Raw genomic sequence first — 25120 nt, forward strand, 5'->3', positions numbered from 1 at the left:
TCACTTCTCTTGGGTTAATGAATCAAAATCAAACTCACTTAAGATTTTCAACAGTCTTTCTACCTTTGGAGCTCTCCAAGCTGTCATTGCATATGTATGTGCCTTACTAGTGTAGTGATAGTGATTTAATTCAAGATGTCGTTTCGCTTCGGCTTTAGTCAGAAACATTGTATTGGGAGCAATAAACTCTTCTTCTTTTACAAATAGCGAATCAAAATATCCATCATCATTCAAATTGTTTGTTATGTATTGCCAGAGAAACTCAAAATCTTCATTATTTAAATGCCATCTCAACTCATCATCTATGTCTTCCTCGTAGTGTTCCTCAATGAACTCCTTTAAGTGATTAAAGTCTTCAAATACTACATGGTCACCATCGTTGAAAAAATACTGTAACTCACCGCTATCATAATCTTCATTTCCGGGTAACTTTTTGTAATCCATGATCGTCCAGAAACGCGGTGTTGCTTGAGAGTCATTCTCTTGAGTATTTAATTCTGTTTGCAGCTCTTTTAGAAACTTTAAATCTTCGTTCATTCACTCACTCCTTTTTCACAGTCAAAGATCGATTTCGTCTAGATATCTTTTCCGTTTAGATATTCAGTATATTGGTTTGAGTTTGATGCAAGTTCAGTTAATGCATCAACGAACTTACTAGCGATCTGTAAGTCTTGATCTTCAGCCAAGCATACTATACGCCACAAATCAATTGCTTCTACAAGAGACAGAGTTAAGGTGAATTTTGGATCGTGGGGCTTAGGTTTTATTTCTTCAAAGTTCATTTCGGCTCTCCTTTCTTGGAAAATAAAAACTTAATCCTGATGGTCATATATGTATTCAAGTTCAAACTCCACATTTAATGCCTCTAATAAATTCCTTACAACATCTTCATCAACATCTGTAAATGTTCCAACTAACTTTTCATTAACAAATAACTCTGTCCCATATTCACTACAGCAACCATCTGAGCAGCTATAGTAATATTCTCGGACTACAATTTTGTTCAACTGATCAGCTTCTTTCTATACTTTTCTAATGGAGTCCCCATATGTACTTTCCCCACTGAGGTTCAAGCAAAGAAAAAGCCTCTTCGCTCACCATACATTCTGTAAATTCACTGTCTTCATAGTTGTACTGACCCAACTTGATTCCAAATTTCTCAAGCTCATCTCTATCCTCTATATCAGCACATATCCAACCTCTTAACATTGCCAATCTCCTCTCTAGATGAAATCAAAAGAAATATACATGGTCTTTCCAGTTATAATTATCATTCTGTGGTTCTCCATAAAGGTCTGGCGATCTCAACTTAATTAAAATGGAATTGACCACATCAGAAATTACAGACAAAGACTTGTCGATATAAACTATTTGATATCTATACCCCCTACATCCCTCGGAATATTTTTTAGCTCTATACGTACCAATTGTAGTTTTAATATGATTATTTCCTCTTTCGATAATAGATCTCTCAGGCAAGAAACTAACTAACTCATTCATCTTCGCTTCTGCCTTTAATTGTTCATCTGAAAATATCATCGTGTTAACATGCGTAGCATTCATACTCATGTTGTTTCCCTCTCCCCTTCCTAGTTCAGTATTGGACAAAAACTTCTTTGCCCTCTTTAAAATCATTCCATGCATGTAAGAATCCTGTATAGTTCTCTATTGCCTGTTTTGACGATTGAACTCCACACCCGTTGTAATTTCTGTGTGTGAGCACAGCCTTTCCTATATTACCGCTATGATATTCTGTTAAAATGTTGGGATGAAGAAGATATTCCCATTCTCTGTTTTCACGGATAAAGTCTTCTTGTAGTGCTCTACGTGAGAACTTCAATTGTGTCTCTCTTCCTTTCTATGTGAAATATCAATTTCACTTAATCTATAACTTGAATTCTGATTTTCTTATTTGGATATTTGGAGACAATAGCTGCAAGGACATCGTTAACTTTTTGGTTGCCTACTGAGTAAGTCTCACCTCTATAGTCGTCCCATTCACACGTTAACACTCCCTCAAACTTTCTTCGAAGTTTTATTAAATGTTCTTTCTCAAAGTCTGCAACAAGACTATCTATTGTATCTTCACAATCCCACCCCCATCTACCATCACCAACATTATCACTCGTTTTATAATACTTTTTATCTCGACCATTGATGGTATATGTAAATCCGAGATCTCTCCAGTGAATCATTCGGTCATTAATATAATTCTCTAATGTATCAGAGATATTTAAAGTCTCTCTTTTAACTGTTAACTTAAATTTTTTTTCAATCGCATCCACAAACTCATTTACAAGTTTACCGAACTTCTTTGGTTCATCCCCATGCTTAAACTCTGATTCTAAACAATCAAGTTCATTGTCGAATTGCTTTCCTGTCAATTGGCACACATAGATTTTCTTCATTTAAAATCTCCTTTTCTTAATGAACTCTTTATTTCACCAAGACATAGCTTTGAAGCTACTCAATTAATCGTATTACACCATCTGAAAGACTGCCTACTCATATGTATTAATTGCTTTCTCAATGTCGTTTAATATCTTTTTCATTTCTTCAGCACTCTTTCCAAAAATTGAACCACCGCTTGATTTAATCTCAAACTTGAAGTTGTCTTTGTTCATCTCTGGTTCAACTGGAACGGTATTGTATATCAATGTACCTTTTGGAAAAGTCTTTTTAGTGTAGCTATCGCAATAATCTTCCTTAAGTTCTGTTAGACCTTTACATCCTCTAATCTGCTTGACACTCTTCTTTGATCTAATCCAGCAATGACCGAGCGTTTTAAACTTATGAACCTCTAAGAGTAAACCTTCTCTGACTCTCCAAATATCCTTAATTACGTGTGATTGTATTTTTTCCATATGTATCGATCCGTTTCTGAATTTTCTTTTTGATTCGATTGCTGTTCGTTTTGCTTTGGATTTTGCGTAACTGTTTGATTTTCTGCTCTTTCAAAATAACTTCAATCATTTTTGGAATATACATAGAATCAATAATTAACTGATCAACTTTATACTTCAGTCCTTCAATGTCTACTTCATCAGTTACAGATACGTTCATTTTTAATTCGCTTGCTTTCACATTGCCTTGCATATCAATTTTAAACTTGTCTTCCTCAAACACGTCCACTGCTAATGGTTTAACTGGTGTACTGAATTTACTTGCTACCTTCTTGATGAATTCTTTAAATTTACTCATTCGTTCTCTCCTTGTTAAATGAAATTGTAATTTCTTTATTCTTGATAATTGATACAATAGTCGTTCCTCTAATCTTGTTCCCCACGGCTATGTCATCTAGATTGTCTTTCCAATCTCTAATCTCAAGACCATCTCCGATCCATACAAACCCGTATAAACCACTATTACCGTCATAAGTGATGAATACATAATTACCTAGCTCAGTGACGAGTACATCACCATGTTCTGCATTTGATTCTACTGCAATCCTTTTATCTACAATCTCCATCTTTCATCCTCCTTATAGATCATGCATAAAATAATTACTCATCTCTACTTTTGACATAACAGTTGACAGTTTTTCAATCCATACCTTGTGGTTTTGATGAATAAATTCAGCTTCCACTGCCCCAAGACTAGAAAATCTCTGCCTTATTTCTCTAACTTCACCAAGATAGTATTCATTAAAAAATGAGTCTTGCATTATTTCGAAAATATCAGACAAACTAATATTGTTGGCAGGGAAGGTTAGAGTGACTTTTTTATCTTTATAGGATAAAACAATGTCATGCGTAAACCCTTCTTCATTTAACCCCTTCATCTCTTCGATGAATATATCTTCATTTCTACTATATTCGGTAAACCTCATAGATTATGTCCTCCTTGGATTGTCCTTTTATTGTGAAATACAGCTTTTACAATGACTCAAGTCGTTTAATTAGTTCTTGCACTTTGAGTCCATACTCTGTTCTACTTGCTTTTGCTAATTCAATAACCATACTGACATCACTCTGCTTAGAGATGATCTGTTCAATCATCTCATCCACAGAAGTTTCGCTTATGTATTTGACTGTTTTAAGCCTATTCATTCAACACTATTGGATTCAGACTCTACTTTAATGATGTTTTTGATAATCTTAACTGCTTTGTCGAACTCATAATTAATTACCTGATAATCGTATCGTTTTTTTCTAAATTTGATCCCATCTGTATTTACTCGTGATAGGATTCGATGAACATCGTCTCCACGTTTCTGCATACGACTCATTCGTGTTTTTTTATCAACTTTCAAATAGATAACTACAAACTCAACATCTAGAATTCGTTCTTTTAGATCCTCGATACCCACCGGATCAACTACATAGATATCTGAGCTAAACAATTGCTGCTTGGTAGCAAAATAATGATTACCTTCAATAAGAGAGTAAGCTGCTATTTCATCTTTAGATTTAAATTCCTCATACTCTTCGTTATTGCAGAATTTGTGACCCCATTCATTTTCATGTCGCTGTGGTCGAGTTGTGTATGATTGAAGGACGCTATATCCATCCTTCTCCAACTCTTTCACAACCTCGGTCTTTCCAGCGCCTGAGTATGCCATTACGCAAAAGACTTTTTTCTTCATATATATTATTCATCCTCTTCTAATCAATAATCTTAATTTTCAGTTGTCGCCTTCCAAAATCTTTTGCGTCCTGTAGATTGCCCATGTATACATCTAGCTTGCCGCTGACTATGGCTCCACCACGATCCTCGCAAACAAACGTATTATCAAAGTATGGTATGTATATCTTTGTTCCAAATTCTATTGATTTTGGACATGCTAGAGTATGATTCTCTTTAACTTTCTCTCCTGAAGCTGTGATACCATAGTTCTTATCTCCATAGCTCTTACCCGTTGACTCTTTTCCTGCAGTATAAGCAGTCACACTATATGTATGCCAAGATTCATTGTTATCACTCTTCTTACTGACTGTTGCCTTTACTTGCTTAACTTCTTTTTGAACAACTTTCTTAGGCTCAACCGACTTTTTAACTTTAACACTCTCAATCATATTCGTGTTTTTCGCTTCTCGTGCTTGATTGACACTTTCTAATCCTGCCTGACCAATGGACAGTGCCAACAATAGAGATAGGAGTACTTCCAACGTATCACCTTCCTGATATTTGATTATAGTAAAGCCCCACTATTTCAAGTGAGGCCGTATGTATGACTACTGCATTAATGCTAAAGTATATTAATGCTTCTTAATTCTCCAATCACTTTTAAGAGCTTTTGTGTGTCTTTTTGGGATAGAATTACTTCTGGTTTACCAATGGTCACTAACTTTTCAACATTCGGCTGCTCAATCTCTGGCTTATAAAATCTCTCAATACGATAGTAATTCAATTCATCTTCTAATTTTTTGGTTAATGTCCTGCCATACTTGAGCGATTCTTGAAGTTCTTCGGACATATAATCAATAAAAGTACTATAATCAGTGACACATTTCCGTTCAGCATTCTCATCTTCATAGTAAAGTTTTGTTATATGCTTGCTTATATCTGGATTACTATTTACTTGCTTGATGTAGTCGATCATTCTGTCTTTTAAACATCTTTCGGTTTTAGTTCTAGAATCGTCTTCAACTACTGCAAATCCAGTACCTATAACTTCGTACAATACGCTTAGATCATCTTTCGAATAAACAATGTCACCCTTTTTAAGAATCACTGGAAGCGGAGTCCAGTTAGCTTTAATCTCTGACAAAATGTACCCTCCTATGAATCTATATGTAGATGGATATATTTTCAAACTATCTACATATAGACATTTATTCTTTATGAAATCTGTCTTTCATAAACTCTATGTATTACTCTTCTTTCTTTTCAAGCTTGTTAGTTTCATCAATCAACTCATCAAGTACAAAACTCATAATTTGGACGTGATTTTTGGTGAAGTCAGTAACCATTTTTCCTTTGCCAATATTTTTTTCAATGATTTCTTTAACAATTTCACCCTTACCATTATTGTGAAGCTCTTTCCCTGCTGCAATGATTTTCTTCTTAAGTTCATCAAAATCCAATTCTTCGGAAGTGAGTGTTTCCTTTTGCTCGCTATAAGAAACGGCTTTGATTCCCTCTGCTTCCTCTTGTTTCTTGATTGCCTCGATAACTGCATTCTCCAAATTCTCAGCAGTGAACTCTTGTAGGTAAGGGTTAATGTAATCCAGTTTACTTCGTGCGAAGAATTCTTTTGTTTCAGCCATAAATCCACTTGATTTAATAACATTGTTTTTATCATCGATACCGTTAGATTGAAGATATACGACAATTTCGCTATTATCGATTACTGGAGCAATGGCCCGTTTATCACCTTTTGGAACAATCTTGCCTTTCTTTTCATCAAAGGTCTCATGGGCAATGAATACTACTGTGTATCCTGCATTTAGAAGTTTGTCGATTTCTTCCCAATATTCCATCTCATATTCTTTCCATAGGCCATACCCTCCACGACCTTCTGTAATTGTTTCAACTTCAAACTTGTCACATACATAGCGCGAACAGTAACGTGCCGAAGCTTCCACCTCATCAAAGATAATGGTTTGATATAGCTCTTTGGCTTTAGGAAGGTTGGCCTTACTTGTGAGTTGTTTGTTAATTTTTTTAAAGTCAGCCCAGTTGTTTACCGGAAGGAACTTTACACCTGAAATTGCTTTGATCCCCTTTTCGAATCCTAAGTAAAAAGGCTTCTTCATTTTTGTGGCTTGAAGTGTTTTTCCAAGGTTATTGCTTCCATAAATAGTGATCGTCTTTCCTTCCAGACCATATGATACAACCGAAACTTCAGGGTTAAAAATGTCAAATGCCATTAAATTAATCTCTCCTAGTAATGTATTATTTTATTGTTTGTAATGAGCGGCATAGTATAACACCGCTCATTTTGTTCATTTTCCTATCAATAATCTAAAACGGAAGATCGTCATCAGAAATATCAATGGGTTTACCATCATCAGAGAATGGGTCTGATTTGTCTGCAAATGGATCAGGTTTACCAAAACCTTCATTGCCCTTTGAGCTATTTTTAGTGGTGTCTTTATTTTTTTTGTTTAGTTTTTTCTTTTCAATTGCCGCCTCACGCTTTTTCAGCGCTTCTTTCACTAGTTTAGTGTCAAAGGAGTTCTTATCATCTTCATCCATAGGCGGTGTTCCACCATTGACAACGTATTCCCGAACAGTTTTGCGATCAATAACTTCCTGTGGTTCTCCAAAACCAACCTCGACAAGCTTTTTAGTAACTGTTGTTTGATTTACAATATCTCCAAACACTTTAACTGTTTGACCTTTTTCATATGTATTCTGAACATAGTTTACAGAATGCGGATCAGAAACAACCACTTCGAATGGGAATATCTTCTTCGTATCATCTTTTCCCTCTGGGTAACCGGGAACATATCCTTTGAGAATAAGTCTTCCTGTCTCTTCTCCATTCCGCTTCTCCTCAATCATTCCTGCAACTACTAATTCTAGTGTGAACTTGGCCTTAGGTTCAAAAATATCGTTTTCTTTGACTCGATTTACAAAAGTCGTTGAAATCCTAGGGTATGATTTGAAATCCCCATCTTGCCCAACATATTCATTTTTCCCGATTTTACCATGTTCAATTCTAACTTTATCTGCTAGATCAATGCCATCTTTATCAATCGATTTAAACTCATCACGAATCGTGACATAACCTTTGTATAAACCACTGATTTCATTTTTTTTGTTCATTTTATATGAAAAGATATTGATAGTATGAACTGAGTCGGTTGAAACTTGGATATCAATTTCTCCAGAAATCATATCTTTGTCTTCAATTTGACCCTCTTCAATTCGAATATCTTTTACAATTCCCTCAACTACTACTACATTTGTTCCTTCTTGAAGTTGTTTTTCGTTTGTCATTAAATTAATCTCTCCTATTATGTATTATTTTATTGTTTAATATAATCATTCCACCGTGAGTATGATTAGTTTGGTGGGCTGCGCATGGATAAAATATCTATGCTCTCACATCCTTTCAAAATCCCCATTGATTGACCTTTTCATCATGCTTTTCTTCTTCAAATGGACTTCCCATGATTCTATTATCTTCAAGGTCTTCATTTGAGTATCTGCTTTGGACTATAGAGTTCGTGCTTCCACCTGTTATAACTAATTCCTTAACTGCTGAGCCTGTAATGATCTCATGTCCTTCAATAGTCTCTGTTGGGACATAATACTTAACCACTCCATGCACTCTAAGAGTTGAATTGGGTTGAATATTATCTTTAAAATAATTCAACAACTCATCATCTTTAGCACTGAATTCATAGGGAACGATCTCAATATCCCCATGCTTCCGGTAGATCAATTTAGTCTGGATTTTGCCATTGTTGGAGCTCAAGTATATGATCTCTTGGTTAAAATATGCTTCCTCATTGCTATAGTTCTCTTCCGAAGATTCACAATCATACATTTCTTTAATTACAAACTTCTCTGATATCTTATCTTTATACTCATCTATCTGAAGAGATCCTTTGACCAAAACAATTGTTCCATCGCTCAGGTTCTCGTGGATACTTTTAATTGAATCATAAGGTAACAATGACATTTCTCTATTCTCATTAATGTTTAATCGAACATTGAATGAACTCCTATATGAGCTATACTTCTCACTATATCTGTCAGACCAAGGAACTGTAATTGAATCATCCTTGTCTACTCTCTTCCCAATCTTCTTATATATCTTAACTCTGTCTTGTTTAGAACCCATAAGCTCAACATACACTATTGAATTGCTGCTAACTTTGACACCAAATTGGATTCGATTCCAAGTACCGTTATCTCCTTCTGTATAAGCTTTATCGCTCATCATGCCAACTACTTGTCCTCTAAGTTGAAAGTATCCATATGTAGGCTCTAAGGTCATTCATAACCCATCTCATTCTTTACTGGTGATGCTCTATTTCTCATAGTCACGCCTCCTGAATGATGTGTTTATATAATCACGCAAAGCGTGTTGTTTTAATCTCTGTCATTCCTCCATATGCTCTCGTATGCTTCTCTTCTCAGATTCAATTTCTTGATGAAACTATTATTTCGTTTGTATTTCTTTAACCTTACTCTCTTATTATATTTCACAACTTAATTATCGTCAAGTATTATTTTATTATTATTGAAAGCTTGCCGGGAAACCCCGGCTATCTAAATTGCATAGCAAATCTATTAAATCTAATTTCAGGGTCGCCAATATGTCGATTGTAAATTACCATTGGGTCATTACAACGAAGCCCTGCTAACTTAGCATCGTTAATATACTCCTGAAACAAACGTTCCAGTGCTTCTTTTTTATCTTTAACATATGTATCCTCAAACTCATAATAAGATACATATCTCGTTATCTTAATCATTTGTTTACGATAATCATAAATAAATGTATGGATGTATTCCTCGGACTCATCGAAACAGCGATCTAATAACACATCAATTTTATCTGCAAACAAAAATTCGATCATGGCTACAATTTCTAAAGAATTTTTTTTGATACCAAGCATATCCAGTTGTTCTTGCATAGACTCAAACCCTCTCGTCTTTATAATATGTTATCTTGATGTAAATTCTACCTATGTACTAATATTAATCCATCATTATACACTTGACAATCACATTTGGTAGCCGACTAAATTATCTTGACAGGTGCATAAATATGGAATGAAATCCAAAATGATGTCGTAACATGTCGAATATGATATTAATAGAACCTGTGTTCGTATTTATTATACTATAAAACCTGTAATCCTCATAGCGATATAGATCTTCTACATATTTTTTATTTTGATTCGATTTATTCTATGTATAGCTGCTTATTTTCCAAACAGCTTTTTAATATATTCCCTAACCAGCTTGGTCTTGCTACGTGCAATAGTTATGTACTCTTCCTTTTTCTCGTCAAAGTACACCTTACCGTTCTCATAATCTATATCCTTCATCTTCATCAGATTGCCCAGTACTCCTGTATCTGTAAGCATCATCCCATGACGTTCGTTCATCAATCTTAAAAATGCATCATTACTATAACAATGTACAAACTCTCCATATTCGGTATATATAACGACTTTGTATTCTTTCTTTGTAAACATCTCTTTTCCACATCTTTTTATATCATCGGCATTTATCCATTCGGCCTCGTCACTTATCTTTTTACCTTCTTTCCTTTGAACCATGATTCTATCCAAAGTTCCCACCTCATTGTTTGAAATAGCTCTCCAACTAACTTTAATCGAAGAGCTATCCATTATACTTTTACTTCATTTCCTGCGGTACTTCCTCATTGTGTATCACTGTCCAACTTGCAACATTGACACCTGCCGTTGTTACTGCCGTCAACAAAAATCCAAAGGCAGTCATGCCCATTCTAATCATTTTCGATTTAGTCATTTTACTTCACCTCCCTTCAGCCTAATTAGAAGAAGGGATTGAATTAGCAGCGAAGAGCCGATTAAATAATTATCTAACAAATAACTAATTAATATAATAGTGATGGAAATTATCTTAAGGTATTTAAAATGCTTCTGGAGTATTTTAGTCTGATTCTCAATGTTTGAGGGAGCAAAGACTACAACTAAGATCAAACTTAAAATATTCATTATTAATAAATAATCACTTAAGAGATACCCAAACTTTGCGATAGAGATCAGCAACACTGTAGAGATCACCAAGCACATTTCTGGATTCTTGGCATGATATCCACCCGAAACCATTCTTAAAATAGAGAATGCTAGATAGCATATTACTATATCCGATAACGTATTCATGAACAACCCTGCAACCACTAAAATTATAACAGGTAGGATGTTTGATATTAAAAACTTAATTCCATATCTAGTTATCCCTAGGGGTGGTAACTCATCTGGAAAATTTTCTACCAGTCTGACTGAAATTTTTGTAGCAAAGCTATCAATCATATATTCCACTTTTCTCCTTTTTGATATCTATGTACATTAAATTTAGTAAGCACACTCCCCAGAAAAACAAGGTTAGAAAAATATTGTCTACTGACTTAATGTTATACATAAATGATATAATTACTATTGATATTAATAAACTGAGAACATTTATCTTATTTAACTTAATTCTGAAGCTATAGTCATGGGACATTGTTGTGAACCAGACTCTTCTTTTTTGAAGCATTAGCGTTAAAGCGATCAGCAGCCCATCACCAATCAATTGAATGTTGAATCCAAATATTTGAGATGCTTCTGAAAAACCCATATGGTATCCAAACATAAATGCAGCAGCTACAGTAAATTGCGAAATTATTTGTGCAACAAATCCATATAGCCCTAACTTTATACTTCCCCAAACTTTAATTCTAAAATAAAATGTTAATGAAACAACAAGCATCATAAAGCAAATGACTGGTACGAAACCTAGGATCAGTTCGTTATCACGAAGAAAGAATGTTCCAATTGATATAAGAATGTTTGTTGCTAAGATTTCTTTCCAATAATCTCTAAAGCTGATCTTGAAACATCCGAACGCAAACATAAATATCGATATCCCATCTAACATACTCATCGAAGCGTATAAAATACCTTCTATCATCTAACTTCTCCGTTCTGTTGTTTTTTTTATTATGATAAAATAATATGTAATTCATAAACTAAATATATCATATGACCCCGTATCAGTCAACAACAAAAATACAAAAAAAGAAGAATAAAGTTTTCACTCTATTCTTCCAATTTATATACTCTTTTTATTGTCTCCACATTTAGAAACTCTGCCCTCATTGTGCCAAAGTGATAAGCGCCATTCCTATCCTTTTTTATATTATAATGGTCACATATAATTTTAATTTCTTTTATTTCAAGTTGCTTATGCTTTTCGTATAATTCCTTAGCCATTCTTAACATCCCGCTATTTCTGATGTTGACAATTGTGAAGAGAGGCAGGTTGAACCACTTAGAAATCTTAGCAACTCTTCTATTTACCAATTGAGATGGGGAAGGTTCGTCAATATCCTGTTTTACTCTAGAGTTGATTGCCGACCTGATTATATAGTCATTCTCAATTAATTCATTGTGATCAATTTTTATATTTGGCTTTAGTATTCCGTTGTTTTTAATGTACTTGTCTTCATCATTTGCTATTCTTAAAATATCATATAAATATTTAGAAATCGTTATTTCTCTGCTTTCTCGACCAGTGAGGGTATCATTAAACAATTTAACCCTAAATTTATCTTTATCTTCTGTTGCCGATATGTGTTTCATTTTCATATTGAGCAATTCACTATTTTCTCTTCCGAGTATACCTTCGAATATTCCCTGTGCCATTGCTTTATCCTGATAATTAAGGCAACCATCTACTATTTCTGCAATATCATCTTCATTAAAAAGAGTTTGCTGACTGTCGTCTACAAATTGGCTATACCAGTCAAATGATGCAACAGCAGCTAAAGGATTAATATTATCCTTACGCAAATCCTGCTCAATAGCCCAATCAATGTACATCTTTACAATAGATCCCGTCTGTTGTAAAGACGATATTTTTGTGGACTTTAAAAGTAAGAAAAATTGTGAAATTTCTTGTAGGTTGAAATCATATAAGTCTTTATTTAATTTATTCTCCATTATAGATACTCTCTTCAACACTCTTGAGTAAGCTTTTTTAGTGGATTCTCCTAGATCTTTTAAAAATCTTTCCTTTTGACTCTCATTATAAAATTCATCATTATATACTCTATTCATCTTTTATCGCCTCCAAAAACTTGGACAAAATACTCACAAATCATTTCACGAATTCTTTTATTCCCTGTTAAGGACTTTCTTTTCAATAAAAGAGACAGTAATTTTTCATCTTTAAAGTCTATTTTATCAATATGGGTTTCAATATCACCTAAATCAATTTCAGCTTCTTTCATAAACTTTGACAGTACAATGTATCCAATAAACATCAATGGGTGAGTCATAATTCGATTCTTGCGCTTTTTAACGTCATTTGAAAATTCATCTGGGAATGTACCCACCAGATATGCAAAAAACTCGTTTAGATATTTTGCAGTTTTAATAACGTCTAACTGTCTCTCAAACTCATATACATGGTCAATCGCATAAGACATAATATCAAAGGTTGTTAATTCGCCAATCAAATCATTTACAGATGTGGCTGAAGCAATCTGCTCCCCTATTTCAGATTTTCTCTGAAGATCTGAAACTACTTTATCTGACATTCTTTCTTGAGCAAGTTCATCTCTTCGTTCCTTTTTCAACACATTAATTGTATTGATCTGACTAAAAAACCGCTTGGCTGTTTCATAATCGTAAACTCTAATTGATAAAATCTCAGTTAAATCAATGTTGGGATTGTTGTTTATGGCAGCAGTAAATCCTTGTAAACGGTGAAATCCATCCAATATAGATATGACCACCCCATCATTTATAATTAGACTTTTAGACTCTTCATCATAGGTAACGGGGTCAACTTCCGTTGAGTAAACGTTCAGAGTAATCATATCTTCAAAATATTGATTCTTTGTCACCTTATTAGATATTCTTTTAACGCTTGCTTTATTGACAATTGGAGATCTAACAATTCCTCCAGATTTACTCTCTTTATAGACAACACCACGTTGAGTTTCTTCATCATAAATAATTAATTGACTCTCAACCATTTTAACTAGATCGGCAATCCGTATCATGGTTATGTAACTATCAAATTTCACTCTTAATACATCTTTCAATGTCAATGGCAGATAAATACGATCTATTAGTTTTTCATTAAGTAATATTTTTGCATCACGTATTTCTCTATTACCATATAATTCATCAGGGTTTAGAGACTCCTCGCCCAAATCAAACAAGGCGAGTGTTATTCCAATCAAAACATGTAACTCTAGATCCGCAATATTTTCTTCATTTTGAAATATAGTTTGAACCACTCCAAAAGGCACATTGTGATCCATAAGTTTTAAATTTAACTCATATAATTTTTGTCTGGAATTTTGAAAGCTTTTTAAATTTTCAACTACTCTTTTTTCAATTTCTTCTCGTTCAACTTTCATTATGTAGTCACCTCTAATAAGCATTATAGCACAAATAACTAAAGATAATACAATTAGCATCAAAAATAATATATGTACTATAATTTCATCCCTTGTTATCTGTACTCTCCTTTCACATTACATTCTATACTTCTATTTTCATTTCATTATCAATATTACTACACAATCTACCCCATTGCAAAACAAAACAAAAAGCCTCATTCAGAGACTTTTGTCATGTAACCATCTATGTAAATCTAGATTTGTTCTTACTACTTTATCCTCTATTGTGTCGTATACTCTATAGCCATTGAACATGAAATTGTTTAGTTCATGGGGTTTATCTGTACTAATGTTTGTATATTTCCAAGTCCGCAAATTACTCTTCTCATCATATTCAACCAGCTTCATTAATTGGTATCTCTTCAGTCGGATCACCCTCTTTGATATTTGTATGTAGTATTATATTCACCTATATGATCAAATCAAAGCAAGAGGTAAAATATTACAAAGATAGTGATAGCGACAGTGCTTTGTTAATTGCACCAGCAAGGTGATTAGGAATTGCGGCGATTTTAAAATCGAGTTTATCTTTTGGAATAGTCATAACCTGCTCTAACAGAATAATACTATCTTCATAAAGTCCAAGATCCTCTTTATTTACTTTTACATGTGTAGGCATTGGCTTTTTCACTCTTGATGTTACTGGTGAGACCATCACTACGGGACTATATTTGTTACCCATATCATTGCCTACAATTACTACTGGTCTAACTCCTCCTTGTACGCTTCCTTTGTTTTCTCCTAGATCAGCATTCCACATATCTAGTCTTTTTACAACTTTGTTCATAACTCGTTCGATTGCTACCGCCATGATCAACACTCCTTATTGGTTATCTTTTTCTAATCTATATTCACTACGTTATTTATGTACTTAATTACTAGTATTATATTATCATTATAGATGTAATCATCTATTCTGACAATACGGAACGTTTGTTCTGTCAAGAACTTTTAGTAGCCGACTAAAATATTGCTGTATATGGTGAATAACCTATTGACTTTTAGGATATATATGGTATTAACACTAATCTAATCATTTTGAGGTGGGTTTATGAAGAGAAAAGATGAATGGAGTATCGAAGATGATACTCTGCTAACAAATACAGTTTTGGAATATATAAAAACAGGAAAGACTCAATTAAAAGCATTTGATGATGTCAGTGAAAAACTAAAACGTACATCGGCTGCTTGTGGATTTAGGTGGAATTCGAATGTCAGGCATAAGCATTTGGATGTTATAGTTAAGGCTAAGTTAATCAAACTCAACAGAAAGTCTAACAAAATTAAGTCAAACGAATCTCTCTCCATCGATAGTATTATTTCTTGTCTTATAAAGCTCAAGGATGATCTACATCAAACCGAAACAGAGAAGCAAACCTTACTCAAAAGGATACAGGATGTATCGCTAGAAATTGAATCTCGTCGTTCTGAGATGATGTATGATACCAAACAGAACCAACAAGTTTTAGCACTGTTACTTTCAAAGGCTGCTGAACTAGGGCTATTTGAACAAAACAAAAAACCCGCCATTTAATTGGTGGGTTTAATTATATATCTTTATCTAATCTACATTTTACTTAGTTGAGTTAATAACCTTTAGGGAGACATTTAATTCTTCAAGTTTGTCTCTAAAGTTCTCGAACGTTTCTTTATATCTAGATATTCTGGATTCATCAACAACAATCAAACAATCTGTATTTGTGAAGTCAATATCATTCAAATCTGCATCTGATTCAATAATAACAGTATGATTAACATTTACTCCTTCCGACTGGGCGAAAGCCAATATTATTTTCATCTGTTCATTAATTCCATGTTGAACGTTGGATCTAACAATGCACGTTCCTCGCATAATTCTTACCTCCTCGTTGTGTTAAATCATAAATCTGTATCAGTGTTAGTTTGTTGTGCTTACTGGCAGCAAGATTGGTATTCTAAGAAAATATCGAACCTCATAATTAATCATAGTGCTGTATCCTGTTCTACCTATTCCCATAATCTTCTGTAATTGAACATATTGCTTTCCATTCTCATAATAAATTTCTCCACCATTAAACCACACAATACATTTTAAAAGTATATTCCTCATGGCTAACACTCCTCCCATATTCTATGTACAACTTGCATTTTATCTAATTGACCTACCACAATTCCAATGATTCTCCGTACTCCCTAACATCATCGTCCATCTTGTCGATTTTAGAAGCACCCATTACAGAATGGATAAAGTGTTCGCCTGCTTCAAACTTACCCATATCAACCGTAATTTGTGTAATTCTGAAATCCCCGCTCATTATTCCAATAGTAACAGTCTTAGCTTCTTTTACCTTATCTTGTTGTAAAAAATCGTATGTCTGTGTAAATACATGCTGCACAGCTAATCCTTTCCCAACGTCTTCACTCATATATACAGCTACGTCTATATGATTTGTTATATCTAATGCATCTGTAACTTTTATATCCTGAGCATACACAAATACCGACGTATCAATCTGAGAATCCTCTGGAACACTTTTATCGTCGATCTCTTCTTTTGTTTCTTTTGGTTCCATATCGCTTTCACTGACTGAAGTTACAGACTCGCTAACAGCATCGCTACTACTATCTTCAGTTGAAACGTCAACTGAGCTGCTTTCCTTACTGGCTGGTTCTTGAATAACGGGCTCCGCACTCTTCTCAGAGCATCCCGCCATTAACACTATTAGAGCCGAGATAAATAAATAGGACTTAAAATTCTTCATGTACAATTTCTCCTTATGTTAACCAATATTATATTCGATACATTTTCTCTATGAAACATGCCTTTTACAAAGTCTTAAACCTATCAATATTTAAAGTAGCCTCATATCCATCTACTTTTTTAATTTTAAAGCAACACTCATCTTGATACAGGACTTCGACCTGTTCACCCAATGACAATAGATCTTCAATTTTTCCATGAGTCGAGCTGTACCCAGAATTATCTGTTACAACAGCTTGCATTATTAATTTCCCCCTCTTATAAAATTACTCACCAGAATACTTGTTCACCGTTATAGGATAATGGTAAATCTCAATATCTTCTGCAATGAATCCTCTTCGCTGAGCTGCCAACAGAGTCTCATACATGTTCTGTCGTCCTACAGGGTTGTCTGTATGTATGTATATCTTATCAGCTCTTAATCCATGCTCACAAAAATACTTAACCAAGTCATATCCATTGGGTAATTCATCGCCATCCACATCCTCGCCTAGATCGTGGTCTAATGTTAGAATAGCCACTTCTCTGGTCTCAAGTATATGTATAGCTTCATAATATGTACGAGCGACCACGAAGCCATCTGGACAGTCTCTGAGGTCATCTACGTAGAGGTTAACCTTATCTGTCATGGTCGCACCTCCATTACTCTATATCTTTGTAAGTTGTTCCACTAATTATATTTTTAATAGTAGTGTAATTAATCCCCATTTCACGGGCTATATCTATTTTTTTATGGCCCTCTCTGTACAACTTTTTAACCAGCATAGCATCCTCTTTGCTCAACGAACGTGAACTGTAATTTGTTTGTATTTTGCACTTTGGGCATCCATCGGGGAGATTGTTGTATAGTTTTCTGCTGAATTGGTGTCCTTTGTCGCATTTAAAATGAATACGAATACCATCCCTAACTGTGCAAGTTTCAGGTCTATAGTCTCCATTATTTTCACGATCCCAATATTCAGAAAGAATTGGATGAGACTTCAGAAAGTTGTTTCCGCTTATTTCTCTATCTCTCCAACAATGAGGACAATTCCCTTTACCAGCAGTAGTTCTACTTAAGACAGCAGTAGACCACTCATGCCCATTAACACAAAGCCACCAGACTCTTTTATCGCTCGAAACAGCAAGCTCTTCTATATCAACATTTTTGTTCTTAGTTGGATGTAATTGTTTGTATATATCGGGTCTAAGATTCTTTAAATAATTTTTATGTTTCTTTAAATGATCTGGTATAATTACCTCTTTTTCTATTATAGCCGGATATTCCTTTTTGGTATTATATTTAGAAACAACAATTCCCGAACCAATACCACATTTCTCTATTGAGGTTCCGCTTTTTTGAGCGGCCTCAACTATGTCTCCCCAAAACAAAGAATATGGTGAGTAGTTAAATTTCTCTCCTACTTTCATACCTATAAAAAACTTTTCATTTGAGTATGATTTATATTGTTTTAGTTTTACCACTTTTAGCACCTCTCTTTTATACCACCCCATTATAGCACTATGATAATAATTATCTATTTCCAATTTTCATGAAACACATCTTTTACTTTGAATTAATCGGGCTTTCTTTAATACAATCATTTATCGCTTTATCAATTAATTTCTTCCTGTGTTTTTTAATTAATTGTTCCTTACACATGAAAGCAAGAGGAATAATCGCAATACCACAAACAACAAACCCTATAAGATATTCAATAATCATGACAAAATCCTCCTTCATGTAAAATAGCCATTTGATCTAACTACTATGGCATTCTCACTTCGCCTTTCTCACTATCCCAGCCAAGAGTGAAAACCGTATATTGATCTCGTTCTACAGGGTGTCCGCTGTCAGTCGTATGAATATTAAGCAAAATCCAACCCTCGCTAAGGTATGTATTATCCTCTTTAAAGTATTGAGTTTGATATAGGCGAGTAATCTTCTCAAAATCCCCATTATTTGTCTCCACTTTTCCCACTCCATTTCAAATTAATATTATGAAACAGTCACTTGATCAAGTTTCACCACGATCCTAGTACATTTTCATAATATTTATGTTCTTGCGCGTCAATTGACCCGAATCCCCTAAGCCTTAATTTAGTACTTTGAGAGTATACCTGGATGGATAAAAGTTCGTGGATTGAATTTATACGATCCACTACTATGAGCATACCTTCCTCTAATTCATCTACAAGCATTCTTTCAACTGATCTTTTAACTCCATCACATTCTGTTTGAACAACGAGCTTCACACTACATTCTGGACATTCCCAATTATTCTCAAGAATCAAATCATAATCAATGAGAGTTTGTTTACAGTTTGGACAATAAATAACCTCACCTTCAAAATAATTGTAGGTTACCCAATAACCTAAACTCTCAACCTTTTGAGACATTATGCTCATTATGTATCCTCCCAATTAAATGAAATAAACCTTTCACAATCATTATGTATGTTGCCACTATATTCTTATCTCAATTATATAGCAGCAACGCCTCACACACTACTTAGTTTTACTTAAACGATCTTCTATTCCCTTAAATGCCATTTTAGAGACGCTGGCTTGTTTTCCATTATCAAACTCAGCAGACATTTGTACATTATTCAATCTTCTTACTTTCAATGGATTTATATACGTCGCTCTATCTGATTTGATGAGCATTTCTTTATCATGTAGATGTCTAAGCAATTCAATATTACTCAACATCTTATACTCAATGCCGCTGGCAACTAAATTGATAACCGATCCGTTAAGTCCAGTCCTAGTAACATACATTACATCAGAAACATTTACGGTTTTAACTTCATTGGTCATAGTATCAATTACAGGTATATTCAAATGGGTTCACCTCATGTTTAATTTATGTAATACTAGTCCAATACAATGTTTCTCTTTACATCACAGCGTTTTCTAACTACCTATATCATATCATTCCAATTAAAATTAGTCAATATTATTTTATCATAATAAAAAAGACGGAGAATTAATCTCTCGTCTTATAATATGTATTATTGCGATCTCTGTTATATAATTCAGCAGCTTCTTTTAGACTCATCCATGCACCATCGTGATCCTGCACCCACATAGTCCCATCTAAGAGCCTCTTGCCACGTTTATACATTGTAGTAGTAAGCCTCCCCGGTTTGCTCTATGCGAACGTCTACAGCCTGTTTGAGTTGCATTGTGAGTGAGTAAACTCTATCCATAAGGATGTGGGCAATAGTATCCTTACAACGCCCCTGTTCTTCTACTGCTTCAACTACCTCATTGTTTACAATAATATTGTATGTGTTCATTATCATTTCTCCTTTTATATTATTTTATTATAATTAAACGATTTTAGCTATCATATAATCTTGCCTAGTGACACGTAATATTCTCGTACATCTCTCAATGTAATCACTCGCTTCCTTTTTTGAAGCATGTCCAATATAATCAAGTGTCCATCCATCATTCCACTTTAAAACCAGATACACATCATCATCTTTATTTACATTGTCTGTGGTTGTTGTCATTTCTCTATCTCCATTCTAAAAGACTTTTTCACTTACTCTTCCATTAGATAAAAATTAAAATCGTAACTGTATTCACCATGACCCGATACTGCTGCAAAACTATACTCGTCTCCTTCGTTATCCATAATGATAAAAAACGGAATATCACCTAAATCAATTTCTTCTCTGACTACTGGATAAATATTGCTAACAGTAAAATACGGCTCATGAGGCGCATGGCAGATTAACTTCTTACTCATAAATTCCTCCATATTCTTAGTGAATTACTTCTTTTATTCCAACCTAAAACTCTTCTTATTGTATTCATTTACAAATATTATTTTATCGTTTATAAATACATCGAGCACCTCCAATACCTGTTTAAACCCACCATCGTTAATGAAATATTCCTCGAATAAAGCTACACTCCATCGATCCATTGTTTCAGGAAATTCTGCTCGTAGACAATATTGAAAGTCTGTCCCATGGTGTGGCTCTATTAGTTGAATATATAACTCATCACTCTCCAGAACAGTCACGCCATGTCTAGACCAACTTAGAATTAGATTGTATTTTGATGATAGCAATTTAATATAATCCATCGATTCCCCCCTATCTGAAACGGATATCGTCACAATTGATCTTTTGCGTCTCGGCGTAATCCTGAACTGTTGCCGCATCTAATTTTGAAACCCACGTCACGTAACCACTTGGTTGAATACAAGTATAGGAATGATCGTCCTCACTAATCACAGGTAGCTGAAGCTCCCCAAAGTAATTGGGGTATGTAATGCATTTATCAACTAGAAACTGAAAATGGTACTTATCAATCCAGTCATATTTTTTTATTGAGGGGATATACACAAACCATTTCATTTTATCAATAGACTGAGATTGTACATGCAATACGTCTTTAACATTGATGACATACTTTTCTCCGTCAACCTCACCGTTTACCATCATAACGCAGAGAATACGGCAGTTATAATTCACTATAATCATCTCCTTACTTCTAGTTGAAAGAATCCTTTTACCAACTTAACTATTCCAAACCTGTATCTTAACAGTTCCACACTTCGGACAGGCAAACAATTGATGCCGTTCAGCACTTTCCCACATTCCACCACCAGACAATACCTCAACTTCATTACTTAATCTCAAATGGATAAAATCCTCTGCTTGCTCATAACCCTCTTCCCACGAACTAAGTTCATAGGAATGTTCACATGCTGCACATTTCACGCTAGCTCATCTCCTTGTAAAATAATCTTTTCGTAAGCTAAACTCCAATAGTATCTTCAAGCTCTCTTGCAGTTGTACAGCTTCCTTTAATACGGGTTCACTTGTAACTTGTCCATTGTTTTGGTAAGATAATCTAGTTCAATAGACCTCATTAAAGGAGCGAACAAAAATGAATGTTTACATTGCAAGCTTTTCTTTATCTTCACTTGATGAAAAATACTGTATTGTTTCCGCAGATTCAGAGGAGGCCGCTAAAACAGCCGTTATCTCTGAATTGAATCGCAATGAATATCAAGTAGATGAAGAAGATATTATTCTTAAAGAGTTTGATACAAATGAAACAAATGCTACTTTAATCGAATTGTAATTGGTTGACGACTCCGATTGTTGGGGTCGTTTATTTTTTTAATGAAGTATACATTATATGTTTCATAAATCAATCATTGATCATTATGGTCTTCCTCGTAATCCGGATTGAAGATATTGAAAGCAGTGTGGTGCAGGTTTACTTTCTTCCCCACATATAGACCATTAAAAGCTCCATTGATACAAGGAGGGGCCAATAACAACACTTCAAATTCATCTTTATCTCTTGTGGAAAGATCAATGTTCAAAGTTTGATAAGCGTCTTCATCTGTCAGTAATCCCAGATATCCATTAACTGTATCATGTGAGTGTATGTCTACAAGATAGTCCATATGGACATTAACTCCATTAGCGATACAATAATTTGCAGCCATGAACAACTGAGTAACCGTAGATAGTGATTCTTTTCTAATGAGAACTTTTCCAGAAGTTTTGTCGTCCTGATACATCCCTTCTAAAGTTAAGTGCTCATTATCTTTATGTATCAAATTGATTGCATACCCATATCTCTCAATGATGTTAGCTAAAAAGAACATGATTTACCCCCTGTTTTTGAATTGATTCTATTTCATTTACTGATTATAGCAAATACTCATAAAAGGATCATTTTAATTTAATTTTCTTTTTGATTCCTTCATTAACTAATGCTCCATTTTGATAGATACTCAGCTGATACTTATCAGCCTCATCTTTAGAATAGTGTGACATTTCTAGCCACCCATTTGCTTCATTGATATTATGTCCACAGTACATAATGTTTTTTGTTTCTGTGTAAATGACAACATAAATCTCTCTTTCTTCCTCCAACATTTGATCAACCCCTTCTTTTTTAATTTTGGTCTTGCATCAGTATATAGTAAGCTTTCTGATACTTCTGCATTCTTTTCATATCTTCTTCAGATGGCACTTTAATTCGGCTCCAGTCCATGTTATCCTTCAGATCAGCCAATTTAACTTTTCTTCCAATCTCGTTCTGTTTTGCTCTTTGAATAAAGTCAAAATAAGTCTCATCTTTTCTTCTTGTTACGCTCCCCAGAGCTTCAATTACTTGCCCACTGAAGCCTTGTTTTAGCAGTTCGGTTACGTTAACCTCCGTATCTTCGAGTACATCGTGTAGTACTCCTACAATTCGTTCTGCTTCAGTATTAAGATGCATCATAACCCGCAAAGGATGAAGGATATAAGGATCTCCCGCTTTATCAAATTGGCCCATATGTGCTTCGGCTGCAATCTTGATTGCTACATTTAAATTAGGCATTTCAACCCCCACTATTCAATGGTAATTTACTTAATGTATCAAGTTCATTTATTAACTGAACATACCGCGTTGTCTTGTCTTTGATAATACTATGTACTGCCTTAAAATCACTATTGTCATAATCTCTTCTGTCTTTTACTGAATCGACTAATATTTCTAGTTGATCCTCAAGTTCTTTCTTCTCCATACATAGAATTCCTGTCATGTAAACAGCGGTTGTAGAAAGTCTCTTCACATCATCAACTCCTTATGAAATTATAGTATCATTCAAACTGCAACTTGCTCCCGTGTAATAATAATTACATCATCATCTTCACACAATTCCTTGTACATGTCTCGCTGCTCTCTAGTTGGAAATCCATATGTATTCTCTGTAATCTTACCAAGAATTTTCTCAATGACAACCACTTGGTACATCGTGATCACCTCTTCTATTTGATAATCTTATTATAATCTATTACACTAAACAAAGCAAGTATTATCTTATTATAATTAGAATAAAGAAAAGAGATGCTTTAAACATCTCCGTTTCTTTTTGATTAAGATTATTTGCTCTTCTTCATAAACTCAATATAATGCTTCTTGCATCTACCTCTCATAAAAACTCTTGCTCTACAGCTTTTCAGTGTGCAAACATCATAGTCAAACCTATCTATTTCATCTTTGGTCTTAAACGTTGAAGCACTCTTAATTTTCTTAGCAGCGATCTTTTCTATATCGTTTAGCCTACGACCTTCGCATACGAAGCACATTCCATACTCATCACCACTACTTCTATAGTTGTTGCATTTTTCTCTTGAACATTTAACAATATTCATATTGTCCACCGTCCAGTCAGTTCTAAGATGTTATATGTGTATACATTTTAGCATCAACTGTCCATATGGGTAAGTAAATTAATCTTTCAAAAGAAAAAGCAGCCTGAAGGCTACTCTTTGATATTTAGATTCCAAATAATCCTTAATGCCCATTTAGCCAATCTAGAAGCAAAGTCCTCACCTCACAAATTCATCCATAGCGGTATCTGCCCAATATTCTGGCCCCATGTGTTGCGACCAAGCAATGTCATCCATAATTTGATCGCTAATCTCTTCGCTGAACGCATATTTAATGGCTAAGTCAGGATCGATATTATAGGTATCAATTAGTTCTTTGGCAATAGCATTCTTAAAGTTTGGATATCCTCTCAAGCGTTATTGTATCAATTTGTGTTCAATACTACCCTTTTTAGGTACACGAACATGATTATTGAATGTTTCTTTTACCTCTTCAATGATTGGATCGTAAGGTTGATTAACACCGTGAGCAAAATCAACAAATGCTCTATATTCTTCTTCACTGTTGATTGTAACTTTCGTTGGACGAATTGGTCTAACTTTATTCATAATTTCAATCCTCTCGTCTGCGTTTTGCTTCGGTTGATTTCATTTGTTCCTCTGTCAATCTCTTAATAGGCTTAGGAGCTGGATAGTTTTTCAATGCTTTTTCTCTTCTCTTAGATGCAAAATCTACGATGGTTGTGGGTGACTTGTGTAAGTGTATAATTCTCATTCTCCTCTAGAAAGTTTGTCATGGTACTCCTTAATTTTTCTTGCGGCATGCTTTTTCATAAACTCTTCATTTTTTTTCATTTTACTAATAAAACGTTCTGCATCTTTTCCTTCAAGAGTCGGTCGTTCACGAAGACTAACAGCCATTCGTTTTCCTCCTTTTTTCCCAGCCATTTCAATCACTCTCCTATCACAATTGAATATTACTGCTCCTATCTCTCAGAGTTAGCAAAGTTACATTCAATGGCAAAGGTTCCTTCATCGTTTTACACATCCATACTCCCACCAATCTTTTACTTTTTTCATATCGATAGCTGATGTTGCACTTCCCATATGAGATTTGAGTATCTCTTTTTTATCTTTGGTAAGAGGGCTATATTTTGATAGGTCGATTATTTTAGTGTTTTTATTCAT

General features: G+C 34.4%; 48 protein-coding genes. 2 read left to right on the top strand and 46 right to left on the bottom strand.

The genetic code is table 11. The annotated features are described in order from the left end of the window. From ACR32F_RS20330 to ACR32F_RS20445, 24 genes are all read right to left on the bottom strand, one after another. On the bottom strand, positions 1 to 537 hold the full coding sequence (locus ACR32F_RS20330) for a hypothetical protein (RefSeq protein ID WP_440110159.1): 537 nt from the start codon (positions 535 to 537) through the stop codon (positions 1 to 3). 38 nt (positions 538 to 575) lie between these two features. Continuing rightward, positions 576 to 782 carry a hypothetical protein gene (locus ACR32F_RS20335; RefSeq protein ID WP_440110160.1) on the bottom strand — a complete coding sequence of 69 codons (207 nt, stop codon included), beginning with the start codon at positions 780 to 782 and terminating at the stop codon, positions 576 to 578. A 30-nt stretch (positions 783 to 812) separates the two neighbouring features. Beyond that, positions 813 to 1007, bottom strand: a complete 195-nt coding sequence (locus ACR32F_RS20340; protein ID WP_440110162.1) for a hypothetical protein — start codon at positions 1005 to 1007, stop codon at positions 813 to 815. Positions 1008 to 1032: 25 nt separating this feature from the next. Next, positions 1033 to 1209, bottom strand: a complete 177-nt coding sequence (locus tag ACR32F_RS20345; RefSeq protein WP_440110164.1) for a hypothetical protein — start codon at positions 1207 to 1209, stop codon at positions 1033 to 1035. Between the two features lie 24 nt (positions 1210 to 1233). Next, positions 1234 to 1644 (bottom strand): hypothetical protein, encoded by a 411-nt coding sequence (locus ACR32F_RS20350; RefSeq protein WP_440110166.1) that lies wholly within the window; start codon positions 1642 to 1644, stop codon positions 1234 to 1236. Between the two features lie 236 nt (positions 1645 to 1880). Beyond that, entirely contained in the window at positions 1881 to 2408 is a 528-nt protein-coding gene (locus tag ACR32F_RS20355; protein WP_440110168.1) for a hypothetical protein, read from the bottom strand. Between the two features lie 93 nt (positions 2409 to 2501). Continuing rightward, the gene (locus ACR32F_RS20360; protein WP_440110170.1) at positions 2502 to 2864 is read right to left on the bottom strand and encodes a hypothetical protein; all 363 of its coding nucleotides are present in this window, start codon (positions 2862 to 2864) and stop codon (positions 2502 to 2504) included. After that, positions 2836 to 3201: a hypothetical protein gene (locus ACR32F_RS20365; RefSeq protein ID WP_440110172.1), complete on the bottom strand. Its 366-nt coding sequence runs from the start codon at positions 3199 to 3201 to the stop codon at positions 2836 to 2838. Before ACR32F_RS20365 ends, ACR32F_RS20360 begins: the two co-directional genes overlap by 29 nt. Then, positions 3194 to 3469, bottom strand: a complete 276-nt coding sequence (locus ACR32F_RS20370; protein WP_440110174.1) for a hypothetical protein — start codon at positions 3467 to 3469, stop codon at positions 3194 to 3196. The genes ACR32F_RS20365 and ACR32F_RS20370 overlap by 8 nt, the downstream gene beginning before the upstream one ends. A 12-nt stretch (positions 3470 to 3481) precedes the next feature. Beyond that, a complete protein-coding gene (locus ACR32F_RS20375; RefSeq protein ID WP_440110176.1) occupies positions 3482 to 3829 on the bottom strand; it encodes a hypothetical protein in 348 nt (115 codons plus the stop codon). A 216-nt stretch (positions 3830 to 4045) separates the two neighbouring features. Continuing rightward, entirely contained in the window at positions 4046 to 4585 is a 540-nt protein-coding gene (locus ACR32F_RS20380; RefSeq protein ID WP_440110178.1) for an AAA family ATPase, read from the bottom strand. A 19-nt stretch (positions 4586 to 4604) separates the two neighbouring features. After that, entirely contained in the window at positions 4605 to 5108 is a 504-nt protein-coding gene (locus ACR32F_RS20385) for a 3D domain-containing protein (protein WP_440110180.1), read from the bottom strand. Between the two features lie 80 nt (positions 5109 to 5188). Beyond that, a complete protein-coding gene (locus tag ACR32F_RS20390; RefSeq protein ID WP_440110182.1) occupies positions 5189 to 5710 on the bottom strand; it encodes a hypothetical protein in 522 nt (173 codons plus the stop codon). Between the two features lie 103 nt (positions 5711 to 5813). Next, positions 5814 to 6812, bottom strand: coding sequence for an ATP-binding protein (locus ACR32F_RS20395; RefSeq protein WP_440110184.1), 999 nt, complete (start codon positions 6810 to 6812; stop codon positions 5814 to 5816). Positions 6813 to 6906: 94 nt separating this feature from the next. Further along, positions 6907 to 7887: a hypothetical protein gene (locus tag ACR32F_RS20400; RefSeq protein WP_440110186.1), complete on the bottom strand. Its 981-nt coding sequence runs from the start codon at positions 7885 to 7887 to the stop codon at positions 6907 to 6909. 115 nt (positions 7888 to 8002) lie between these two features. Next, entirely contained in the window at positions 8003 to 8893 is an 891-nt protein-coding gene (locus tag ACR32F_RS20405; protein ID WP_440110188.1) for a hypothetical protein, read from the bottom strand. Between the two features lie 271 nt (positions 8894 to 9164). Next, on the bottom strand, positions 9165 to 9536 hold the full coding sequence (locus ACR32F_RS20410) for a hypothetical protein (RefSeq protein ID WP_440110190.1): 372 nt from the start codon (positions 9534 to 9536) through the stop codon (positions 9165 to 9167). Between the two features lie 291 nt (positions 9537 to 9827). Continuing rightward, positions 9828 to 10199, bottom strand: coding sequence for a hypothetical protein (locus ACR32F_RS20415; protein WP_440110192.1), 372 nt, complete (start codon positions 10197 to 10199; stop codon positions 9828 to 9830). Positions 10200 to 10266: 67 nt separating this feature from the next. Beyond that, positions 10267 to 10401 carry a cyclic lactone autoinducer peptide gene (locus ACR32F_RS20420; RefSeq protein WP_440110194.1) on the bottom strand — a complete coding sequence of 45 codons (135 nt, stop codon included), beginning with the start codon at positions 10399 to 10401 and terminating at the stop codon, positions 10267 to 10269. Beyond that, a complete protein-coding gene (locus ACR32F_RS20425; RefSeq protein ID WP_440110196.1) occupies positions 10398 to 10928 on the bottom strand; it encodes an accessory gene regulator B family protein in 531 nt (176 codons plus the stop codon). Before ACR32F_RS20425 ends, ACR32F_RS20420 begins: the two co-directional genes overlap by 4 nt. Beyond that, on the bottom strand, positions 10921 to 11568 hold the full coding sequence (locus ACR32F_RS20430) for a hypothetical protein (protein ID WP_440110198.1): 648 nt from the start codon (positions 11566 to 11568) through the stop codon (positions 10921 to 10923). Before ACR32F_RS20430 ends, ACR32F_RS20425 begins: the two co-directional genes overlap by 8 nt. A gap of 128 nt (positions 11569 to 11696) precedes the next feature. After that, positions 11697 to 12716, bottom strand: a complete 1020-nt coding sequence (locus tag ACR32F_RS20435; RefSeq protein WP_440110200.1) for a phage lytic cycle repressor MrpR family protein — start codon at positions 12714 to 12716, stop codon at positions 11697 to 11699. Continuing rightward, positions 12713 to 14029 (bottom strand): DNA sulfur modification protein DndB, encoded by a 1317-nt coding sequence (locus ACR32F_RS20440; protein WP_440110202.1) that lies wholly within the window; start codon positions 14027 to 14029, stop codon positions 12713 to 12715. The genes ACR32F_RS20435 and ACR32F_RS20440 overlap by 4 nt, the downstream gene beginning before the upstream one ends. A gap of 484 nt (positions 14030 to 14513) precedes the next feature. After that, a complete protein-coding gene (locus ACR32F_RS20445; protein WP_440110204.1) occupies positions 14514 to 14882 on the bottom strand; it encodes a type II toxin-antitoxin system PemK/MazF family toxin in 369 nt (122 codons plus the stop codon). Positions 14883 to 15122: 240 nt separating this feature from the next. Between ACR32F_RS20445 and ACR32F_RS20450 the strand changes: the two genes are divergently transcribed. Beyond that, positions 15123 to 15605 (top strand): RsfA family transcriptional regulator, encoded by a 483-nt coding sequence (locus ACR32F_RS20450; RefSeq protein ID WP_440110206.1) that lies wholly within the window; start codon positions 15123 to 15125, stop codon positions 15603 to 15605. Positions 15606 to 15644: 39 nt separating this feature from the next. On the opposite strand, the gene ACR32F_RS20455 is transcribed toward ACR32F_RS20450, so the two are convergent. The 14 genes from ACR32F_RS20455 to ACR32F_RS20520 all read right to left on the bottom strand — a co-directional run bounded on the left by ACR32F_RS20455 (position 15645) and on the right by ACR32F_RS20520 (position 21532). Then, entirely contained in the window at positions 15645 to 15923 is a 279-nt protein-coding gene (locus ACR32F_RS20455; protein ID WP_440110208.1) for a recombinase family protein, read from the bottom strand. Between the two features lie 289 nt (positions 15924 to 16212). Then, positions 16213 to 16812, bottom strand: coding sequence for a hypothetical protein (locus ACR32F_RS20460; protein WP_440110210.1), 600 nt, complete (start codon positions 16810 to 16812; stop codon positions 16213 to 16215). Positions 16813 to 16876: 64 nt separating this feature from the next. Continuing rightward, complete coding sequence (locus tag ACR32F_RS20465; protein WP_440110212.1) at positions 16877 to 17053, bottom strand: hypothetical protein; 177 nt, start codon at positions 17051 to 17053, stop codon at positions 16877 to 16879. A gap of 24 nt (positions 17054 to 17077) precedes the next feature. Further along, positions 17078 to 17440, bottom strand: coding sequence for a cyclic-phosphate processing receiver domain-containing protein (locus ACR32F_RS20470; protein ID WP_440110214.1), 363 nt, complete (start codon positions 17438 to 17440; stop codon positions 17078 to 17080). 13 nt (positions 17441 to 17453) lie between these two features. Next, positions 17454 to 18275 carry a zinc-ribbon domain-containing protein gene (locus ACR32F_RS20475; protein ID WP_440110216.1) on the bottom strand — a complete coding sequence of 274 codons (822 nt, stop codon included), beginning with the start codon at positions 18273 to 18275 and terminating at the stop codon, positions 17454 to 17456. 82 nt (positions 18276 to 18357) lie between these two features. Further along, positions 18358 to 18516: a hypothetical protein gene (locus tag ACR32F_RS20480; protein WP_440110217.1), complete on the bottom strand. Its 159-nt coding sequence runs from the start codon at positions 18514 to 18516 to the stop codon at positions 18358 to 18360. 299 nt (positions 18517 to 18815) lie between these two features. Then, positions 18816 to 19199, bottom strand: a complete 384-nt coding sequence (locus ACR32F_RS20485) for a hypothetical protein (protein ID WP_440110219.1) — start codon at positions 19197 to 19199, stop codon at positions 18816 to 18818. Between the two features lie 99 nt (positions 19200 to 19298). Next, positions 19299 to 19634, bottom strand: coding sequence for a LytTR family transcriptional regulator DNA-binding domain-containing protein (locus ACR32F_RS20490; RefSeq protein WP_440110221.1), 336 nt, complete (start codon positions 19632 to 19634; stop codon positions 19299 to 19301). Between the two features lie 275 nt (positions 19635 to 19909). Next, positions 19910 to 20092 carry a hypothetical protein gene (locus ACR32F_RS20495; RefSeq protein WP_440110223.1) on the bottom strand — a complete coding sequence of 61 codons (183 nt, stop codon included), beginning with the start codon at positions 20090 to 20092 and terminating at the stop codon, positions 19910 to 19912. A 33-nt stretch (positions 20093 to 20125) separates the two neighbouring features. After that, positions 20126 to 20311 carry a hypothetical protein gene (locus ACR32F_RS20500; RefSeq protein ID WP_440110226.1) on the bottom strand — a complete coding sequence of 62 codons (186 nt, stop codon included), beginning with the start codon at positions 20309 to 20311 and terminating at the stop codon, positions 20126 to 20128. 32 nt (positions 20312 to 20343) lie between these two features. Beyond that, positions 20344 to 20550 (bottom strand): hypothetical protein, encoded by a 207-nt coding sequence (locus ACR32F_RS20505; RefSeq protein ID WP_440110228.1) that lies wholly within the window; start codon positions 20548 to 20550, stop codon positions 20344 to 20346. A 33-nt stretch (positions 20551 to 20583) separates the two neighbouring features. After that, positions 20584 to 20892, bottom strand: coding sequence for a hypothetical protein (locus tag ACR32F_RS20510; protein WP_440110230.1), 309 nt, complete (start codon positions 20890 to 20892; stop codon positions 20584 to 20586). Positions 20893 to 20902: 10 nt separating this feature from the next. Beyond that, entirely contained in the window at positions 20903 to 21283 is a 381-nt protein-coding gene (locus ACR32F_RS20515) for a hypothetical protein (protein ID WP_440110232.1), read from the bottom strand. 45 nt (positions 21284 to 21328) lie between these two features. Next, positions 21329 to 21532: a hypothetical protein gene (locus ACR32F_RS20520; RefSeq protein ID WP_440110234.1), complete on the bottom strand. Its 204-nt coding sequence runs from the start codon at positions 21530 to 21532 to the stop codon at positions 21329 to 21331. A 169-nt stretch (positions 21533 to 21701) separates the two neighbouring features. Here ACR32F_RS20520 and ACR32F_RS20525 point away from each other — a divergent pair, with 169 nt between their 5' ends. Further along, complete coding sequence (locus tag ACR32F_RS20525; RefSeq protein ID WP_440110236.1) at positions 21702 to 21899, top strand: hypothetical protein; 198 nt, start codon at positions 21702 to 21704, stop codon at positions 21897 to 21899. A gap of 73 nt (positions 21900 to 21972) precedes the next feature. Here the strand turns inward: ACR32F_RS20525 and ACR32F_RS20530 are convergent, their stop codons facing one another. From ACR32F_RS20530 to ACR32F_RS20565, 8 genes are all read right to left on the bottom strand, one after another. Beyond that, entirely contained in the window at positions 21973 to 22434 is a 462-nt protein-coding gene (locus ACR32F_RS20530; protein WP_440110238.1) for a hypothetical protein, read from the bottom strand. Between the two features lie 67 nt (positions 22435 to 22501). Then, positions 22502 to 22708, bottom strand: coding sequence for a hypothetical protein (locus ACR32F_RS20535; protein WP_440110240.1), 207 nt, complete (start codon positions 22706 to 22708; stop codon positions 22502 to 22504). 19 nt (positions 22709 to 22727) lie between these two features. Then, positions 22728 to 23156 (bottom strand): HD domain-containing protein, encoded by a 429-nt coding sequence (locus tag ACR32F_RS20540; RefSeq protein WP_440110242.1) that lies wholly within the window; start codon positions 23154 to 23156, stop codon positions 22728 to 22730. Position 23157: 1 nt separating this feature from the next. Continuing rightward, a complete protein-coding gene (locus tag ACR32F_RS20545) occupies positions 23158 to 23343 on the bottom strand; it encodes a hypothetical protein (RefSeq protein WP_440110244.1) in 186 nt (61 codons plus the stop codon). Between the two features lie 80 nt (positions 23344 to 23423). Then, positions 23424 to 23573 (bottom strand): hypothetical protein, encoded by a 150-nt coding sequence (locus ACR32F_RS20550; RefSeq protein ID WP_440110246.1) that lies wholly within the window; start codon positions 23571 to 23573, stop codon positions 23424 to 23426. 776 nt (positions 23574 to 24349) lie between these two features. Further along, on the bottom strand, positions 24350 to 24541 hold the full coding sequence (locus tag ACR32F_RS20555; RefSeq protein WP_440110248.1) for a hypothetical protein: 192 nt from the start codon (positions 24539 to 24541) through the stop codon (positions 24350 to 24352). 162 nt (positions 24542 to 24703) lie between these two features. Next, a complete protein-coding gene (locus ACR32F_RS20560) occupies positions 24704 to 24880 on the bottom strand; it encodes a hypothetical protein (protein WP_440110250.1) in 177 nt (58 codons plus the stop codon). Positions 24881 to 24964: 84 nt separating this feature from the next. Then, positions 24965 to 25120 (bottom strand): hypothetical protein, encoded by a 156-nt coding sequence (locus tag ACR32F_RS20565; RefSeq protein WP_440110252.1) that lies wholly within the window; start codon positions 25118 to 25120, stop codon positions 24965 to 24967.

It is taken from the genome of Paenibacillus hebaui, from assembly GCF_051934385.1.
Lineage (GTDB): Bacteria > Bacillota > Bacilli > Paenibacillales > Paenibacillaceae > Paenibacillus.

What these genes read in the sequence shown, in the direction of transcription:
- ACR32F_RS20330 (WP_440110159.1), bottom strand. Translation starts at nt 537, where the DNA reads ATGAACGAAGATTTAAAGTTTCTAAAAGAGCTGCAAACAGAATTAAAT.
- ACR32F_RS20335 (WP_440110160.1), bottom strand. Translation starts at nt 782, where the DNA reads ATGAACTTTGAAGAAATAAAACCTAAGCCCCACGATCCAAAATTCACC.
- ACR32F_RS20345 (WP_440110164.1), bottom strand. Translation starts at nt 1,209, where the DNA reads ATGTTAAGAGGTTGGATATGTGCTGATATAGAGGATAGAGATGAGCTT.
- ACR32F_RS20350 (WP_440110166.1), bottom strand. Translation starts at nt 1,644, where the DNA reads ATGCATGGAATGATTTTAAAGAGGGCAAAGAAGTTTTTGTCCAATACT.
- ACR32F_RS20355 (WP_440110168.1), bottom strand. Translation starts at nt 2,408, where the DNA reads ATGAAGAAAATCTATGTGTGCCAATTGACAGGAAAGCAATTCGACAAT.
- ACR32F_RS20360 (WP_440110170.1), bottom strand. Translation starts at nt 2,864, where the DNA reads ATGGAAAAAATACAATCACACGTAATTAAGGATATTTGGAGAGTCAGA.
- ACR32F_RS20365 (WP_440110172.1), bottom strand. Translation starts at nt 3,201, where the DNA reads ATGAGTAAATTTAAAGAATTCATCAAGAAGGTAGCAAGTAAATTCAGT.
- ACR32F_RS20370 (WP_440110174.1), bottom strand. Translation starts at nt 3,469, where the DNA reads ATGGAGATTGTAGATAAAAGGATTGCAGTAGAATCAAATGCAGAACAT.
- ACR32F_RS20375 (WP_440110176.1), bottom strand. Translation starts at nt 3,829, where the DNA reads ATGAGGTTTACCGAATATAGTAGAAATGAAGATATATTCATCGAAGAG.
- ACR32F_RS20380 (WP_440110178.1), bottom strand. Translation starts at nt 4,585, where the DNA reads ATGAAGAAAAAAGTCTTTTGCGTAATGGCATACTCAGGCGCTGGAAAG.
- ACR32F_RS20395 (WP_440110184.1), bottom strand. Translation starts at nt 6,812, where the DNA reads ATGGCATTTGACATTTTTAACCCTGAAGTTTCGGTTGTATCATATGGT.
- ACR32F_RS20400 (WP_440110186.1), bottom strand. Translation starts at nt 7,887, where the DNA reads ATGACAAACGAAAAACAACTTCAAGAAGGAACAAATGTAGTAGTAGTT.
- ACR32F_RS20405 (WP_440110188.1), bottom strand. Translation starts at nt 8,893, where the DNA reads ATGACCTTAGAGCCTACATATGGATACTTTCAACTTAGAGGACAAGTA.
- ACR32F_RS20410 (WP_440110190.1), bottom strand. Translation starts at nt 9,536, where the DNA reads ATGCAAGAACAACTGGATATGCTTGGTATCAAAAAAAATTCTTTAGAA.
- ACR32F_RS20420 (WP_440110194.1), bottom strand. Translation starts at nt 10,401, where the DNA reads ATGACTAAATCGAAAATGATTAGAATGGGCATGACTGCCTTTGGATTT.
- ACR32F_RS20425 (WP_440110196.1), bottom strand. Translation starts at nt 10,928, where the DNA reads ATGATTGATAGCTTTGCTACAAAAATTTCAGTCAGACTGGTAGAAAAT.
- ACR32F_RS20430 (WP_440110198.1), bottom strand. Translation starts at nt 11,568, where the DNA reads ATGATAGAAGGTATTTTATACGCTTCGATGAGTATGTTAGATGGGATA.
- ACR32F_RS20435 (WP_440110200.1), bottom strand. Translation starts at nt 12,716, where the DNA reads ATGAATAGAGTATATAATGATGAATTTTATAATGAGAGTCAAAAGGAA.
- ACR32F_RS20440 (WP_440110202.1), bottom strand. Translation starts at nt 14,029, where the DNA reads ATGAAAGTTGAACGAGAAGAAATTGAAAAAAGAGTAGTTGAAAATTTA.
- ACR32F_RS20445 (WP_440110204.1), bottom strand. Translation starts at nt 14,882, where the DNA reads ATGGCGGTAGCAATCGAACGAGTTATGAACAAAGTTGTAAAAAGACTA.
- ACR32F_RS20450 (WP_440110206.1), top strand. Translation starts at nt 15,123, where the DNA reads ATGAAGAGAAAAGATGAATGGAGTATCGAAGATGATACTCTGCTAACA.
- ACR32F_RS20455 (WP_440110208.1), bottom strand. Translation starts at nt 15,923, where the DNA reads ATGCGAGGAACGTGCATTGTTAGATCCAACGTTCAACATGGAATTAAT.
- ACR32F_RS20460 (WP_440110210.1), bottom strand. Translation starts at nt 16,812, where the DNA reads ATGAAGAATTTTAAGTCCTATTTATTTATCTCGGCTCTAATAGTGTTA.
- ACR32F_RS20465 (WP_440110212.1), bottom strand. Translation starts at nt 17,053, where the DNA reads ATGCAAGCTGTTGTAACAGATAATTCTGGGTACAGCTCGACTCATGGA.
- ACR32F_RS20470 (WP_440110214.1), bottom strand. Translation starts at nt 17,440, where the DNA reads ATGACAGATAAGGTTAACCTCTACGTAGATGACCTCAGAGACTGTCCA.
- ACR32F_RS20480 (WP_440110217.1), bottom strand. Translation starts at nt 18,516, where the DNA reads ATGATTATTGAATATCTTATAGGGTTTGTTGTTTGTGGTATTGCGATT.
- ACR32F_RS20485 (WP_440110219.1), bottom strand. Translation starts at nt 19,199, where the DNA reads ATGAGCATAATGTCTCAAAAGGTTGAGAGTTTAGGTTATTGGGTAACC.
- ACR32F_RS20495 (WP_440110223.1), bottom strand. Translation starts at nt 20,092, where the DNA reads ATGAACACATACAATATTATTGTAAACAATGAGGTAGTTGAAGCAGTA.
- ACR32F_RS20500 (WP_440110226.1), bottom strand. Translation starts at nt 20,311, where the DNA reads ATGACAACAACCACAGACAATGTAAATAAAGATGATGATGTGTATCTG.
- ACR32F_RS20505 (WP_440110228.1), bottom strand. Translation starts at nt 20,550, where the DNA reads ATGAGTAAGAAGTTAATCTGCCATGCGCCTCATGAGCCGTATTTTACT.
- ACR32F_RS20510 (WP_440110230.1), bottom strand. Translation starts at nt 20,892, where the DNA reads ATGGATTATATTAAATTGCTATCATCAAAATACAATCTAATTCTAAGT.
- ACR32F_RS20525 (WP_440110236.1), top strand. Translation starts at nt 21,702, where the DNA reads ATGAATGTTTACATTGCAAGCTTTTCTTTATCTTCACTTGATGAAAAA.
- ACR32F_RS20530 (WP_440110238.1), bottom strand. Translation starts at nt 22,434, where the DNA reads ATGTTCTTTTTAGCTAACATCATTGAGAGATATGGGTATGCAATCAAT.
- ACR32F_RS20535 (WP_440110240.1), bottom strand. Translation starts at nt 22,708, where the DNA reads ATGTTGGAGGAAGAAAGAGAGATTTATGTTGTCATTTACACAGAAACA.
- ACR32F_RS20540 (WP_440110242.1), bottom strand. Translation starts at nt 23,156, where the DNA reads ATGCCTAATTTAAATGTAGCAATCAAGATTGCAGCCGAAGCACATATG.
- ACR32F_RS20545 (WP_440110244.1), bottom strand. Translation starts at nt 23,343, where the DNA reads ATGGAGAAGAAAGAACTTGAGGATCAACTAGAAATATTAGTCGATTCA.
- ACR32F_RS20550 (WP_440110246.1), bottom strand. Translation starts at nt 23,573, where the DNA reads ATGTACCAAGTGGTTGTCATTGAGAAAATTCTTGGTAAGATTACAGAG.
- ACR32F_RS20555 (WP_440110248.1), bottom strand. Translation starts at nt 24,541, where the DNA reads ATGAATAAAGTTAGACCAATTCGTCCAACGAAAGTTACAATCAACAGT.
- ACR32F_RS20560 (WP_440110250.1), bottom strand. Translation starts at nt 24,880, where the DNA reads ATGGCTGGGAAAAAAGGAGGAAAACGAATGGCTGTTAGTCTTCGTGAA.
- ACR32F_RS20565 (WP_440110252.1), bottom strand. Translation starts at nt 25,120, where the DNA reads ATGAATAAAAACACTAAAATAATCGACCTATCAAAATATAGCCCTCTT.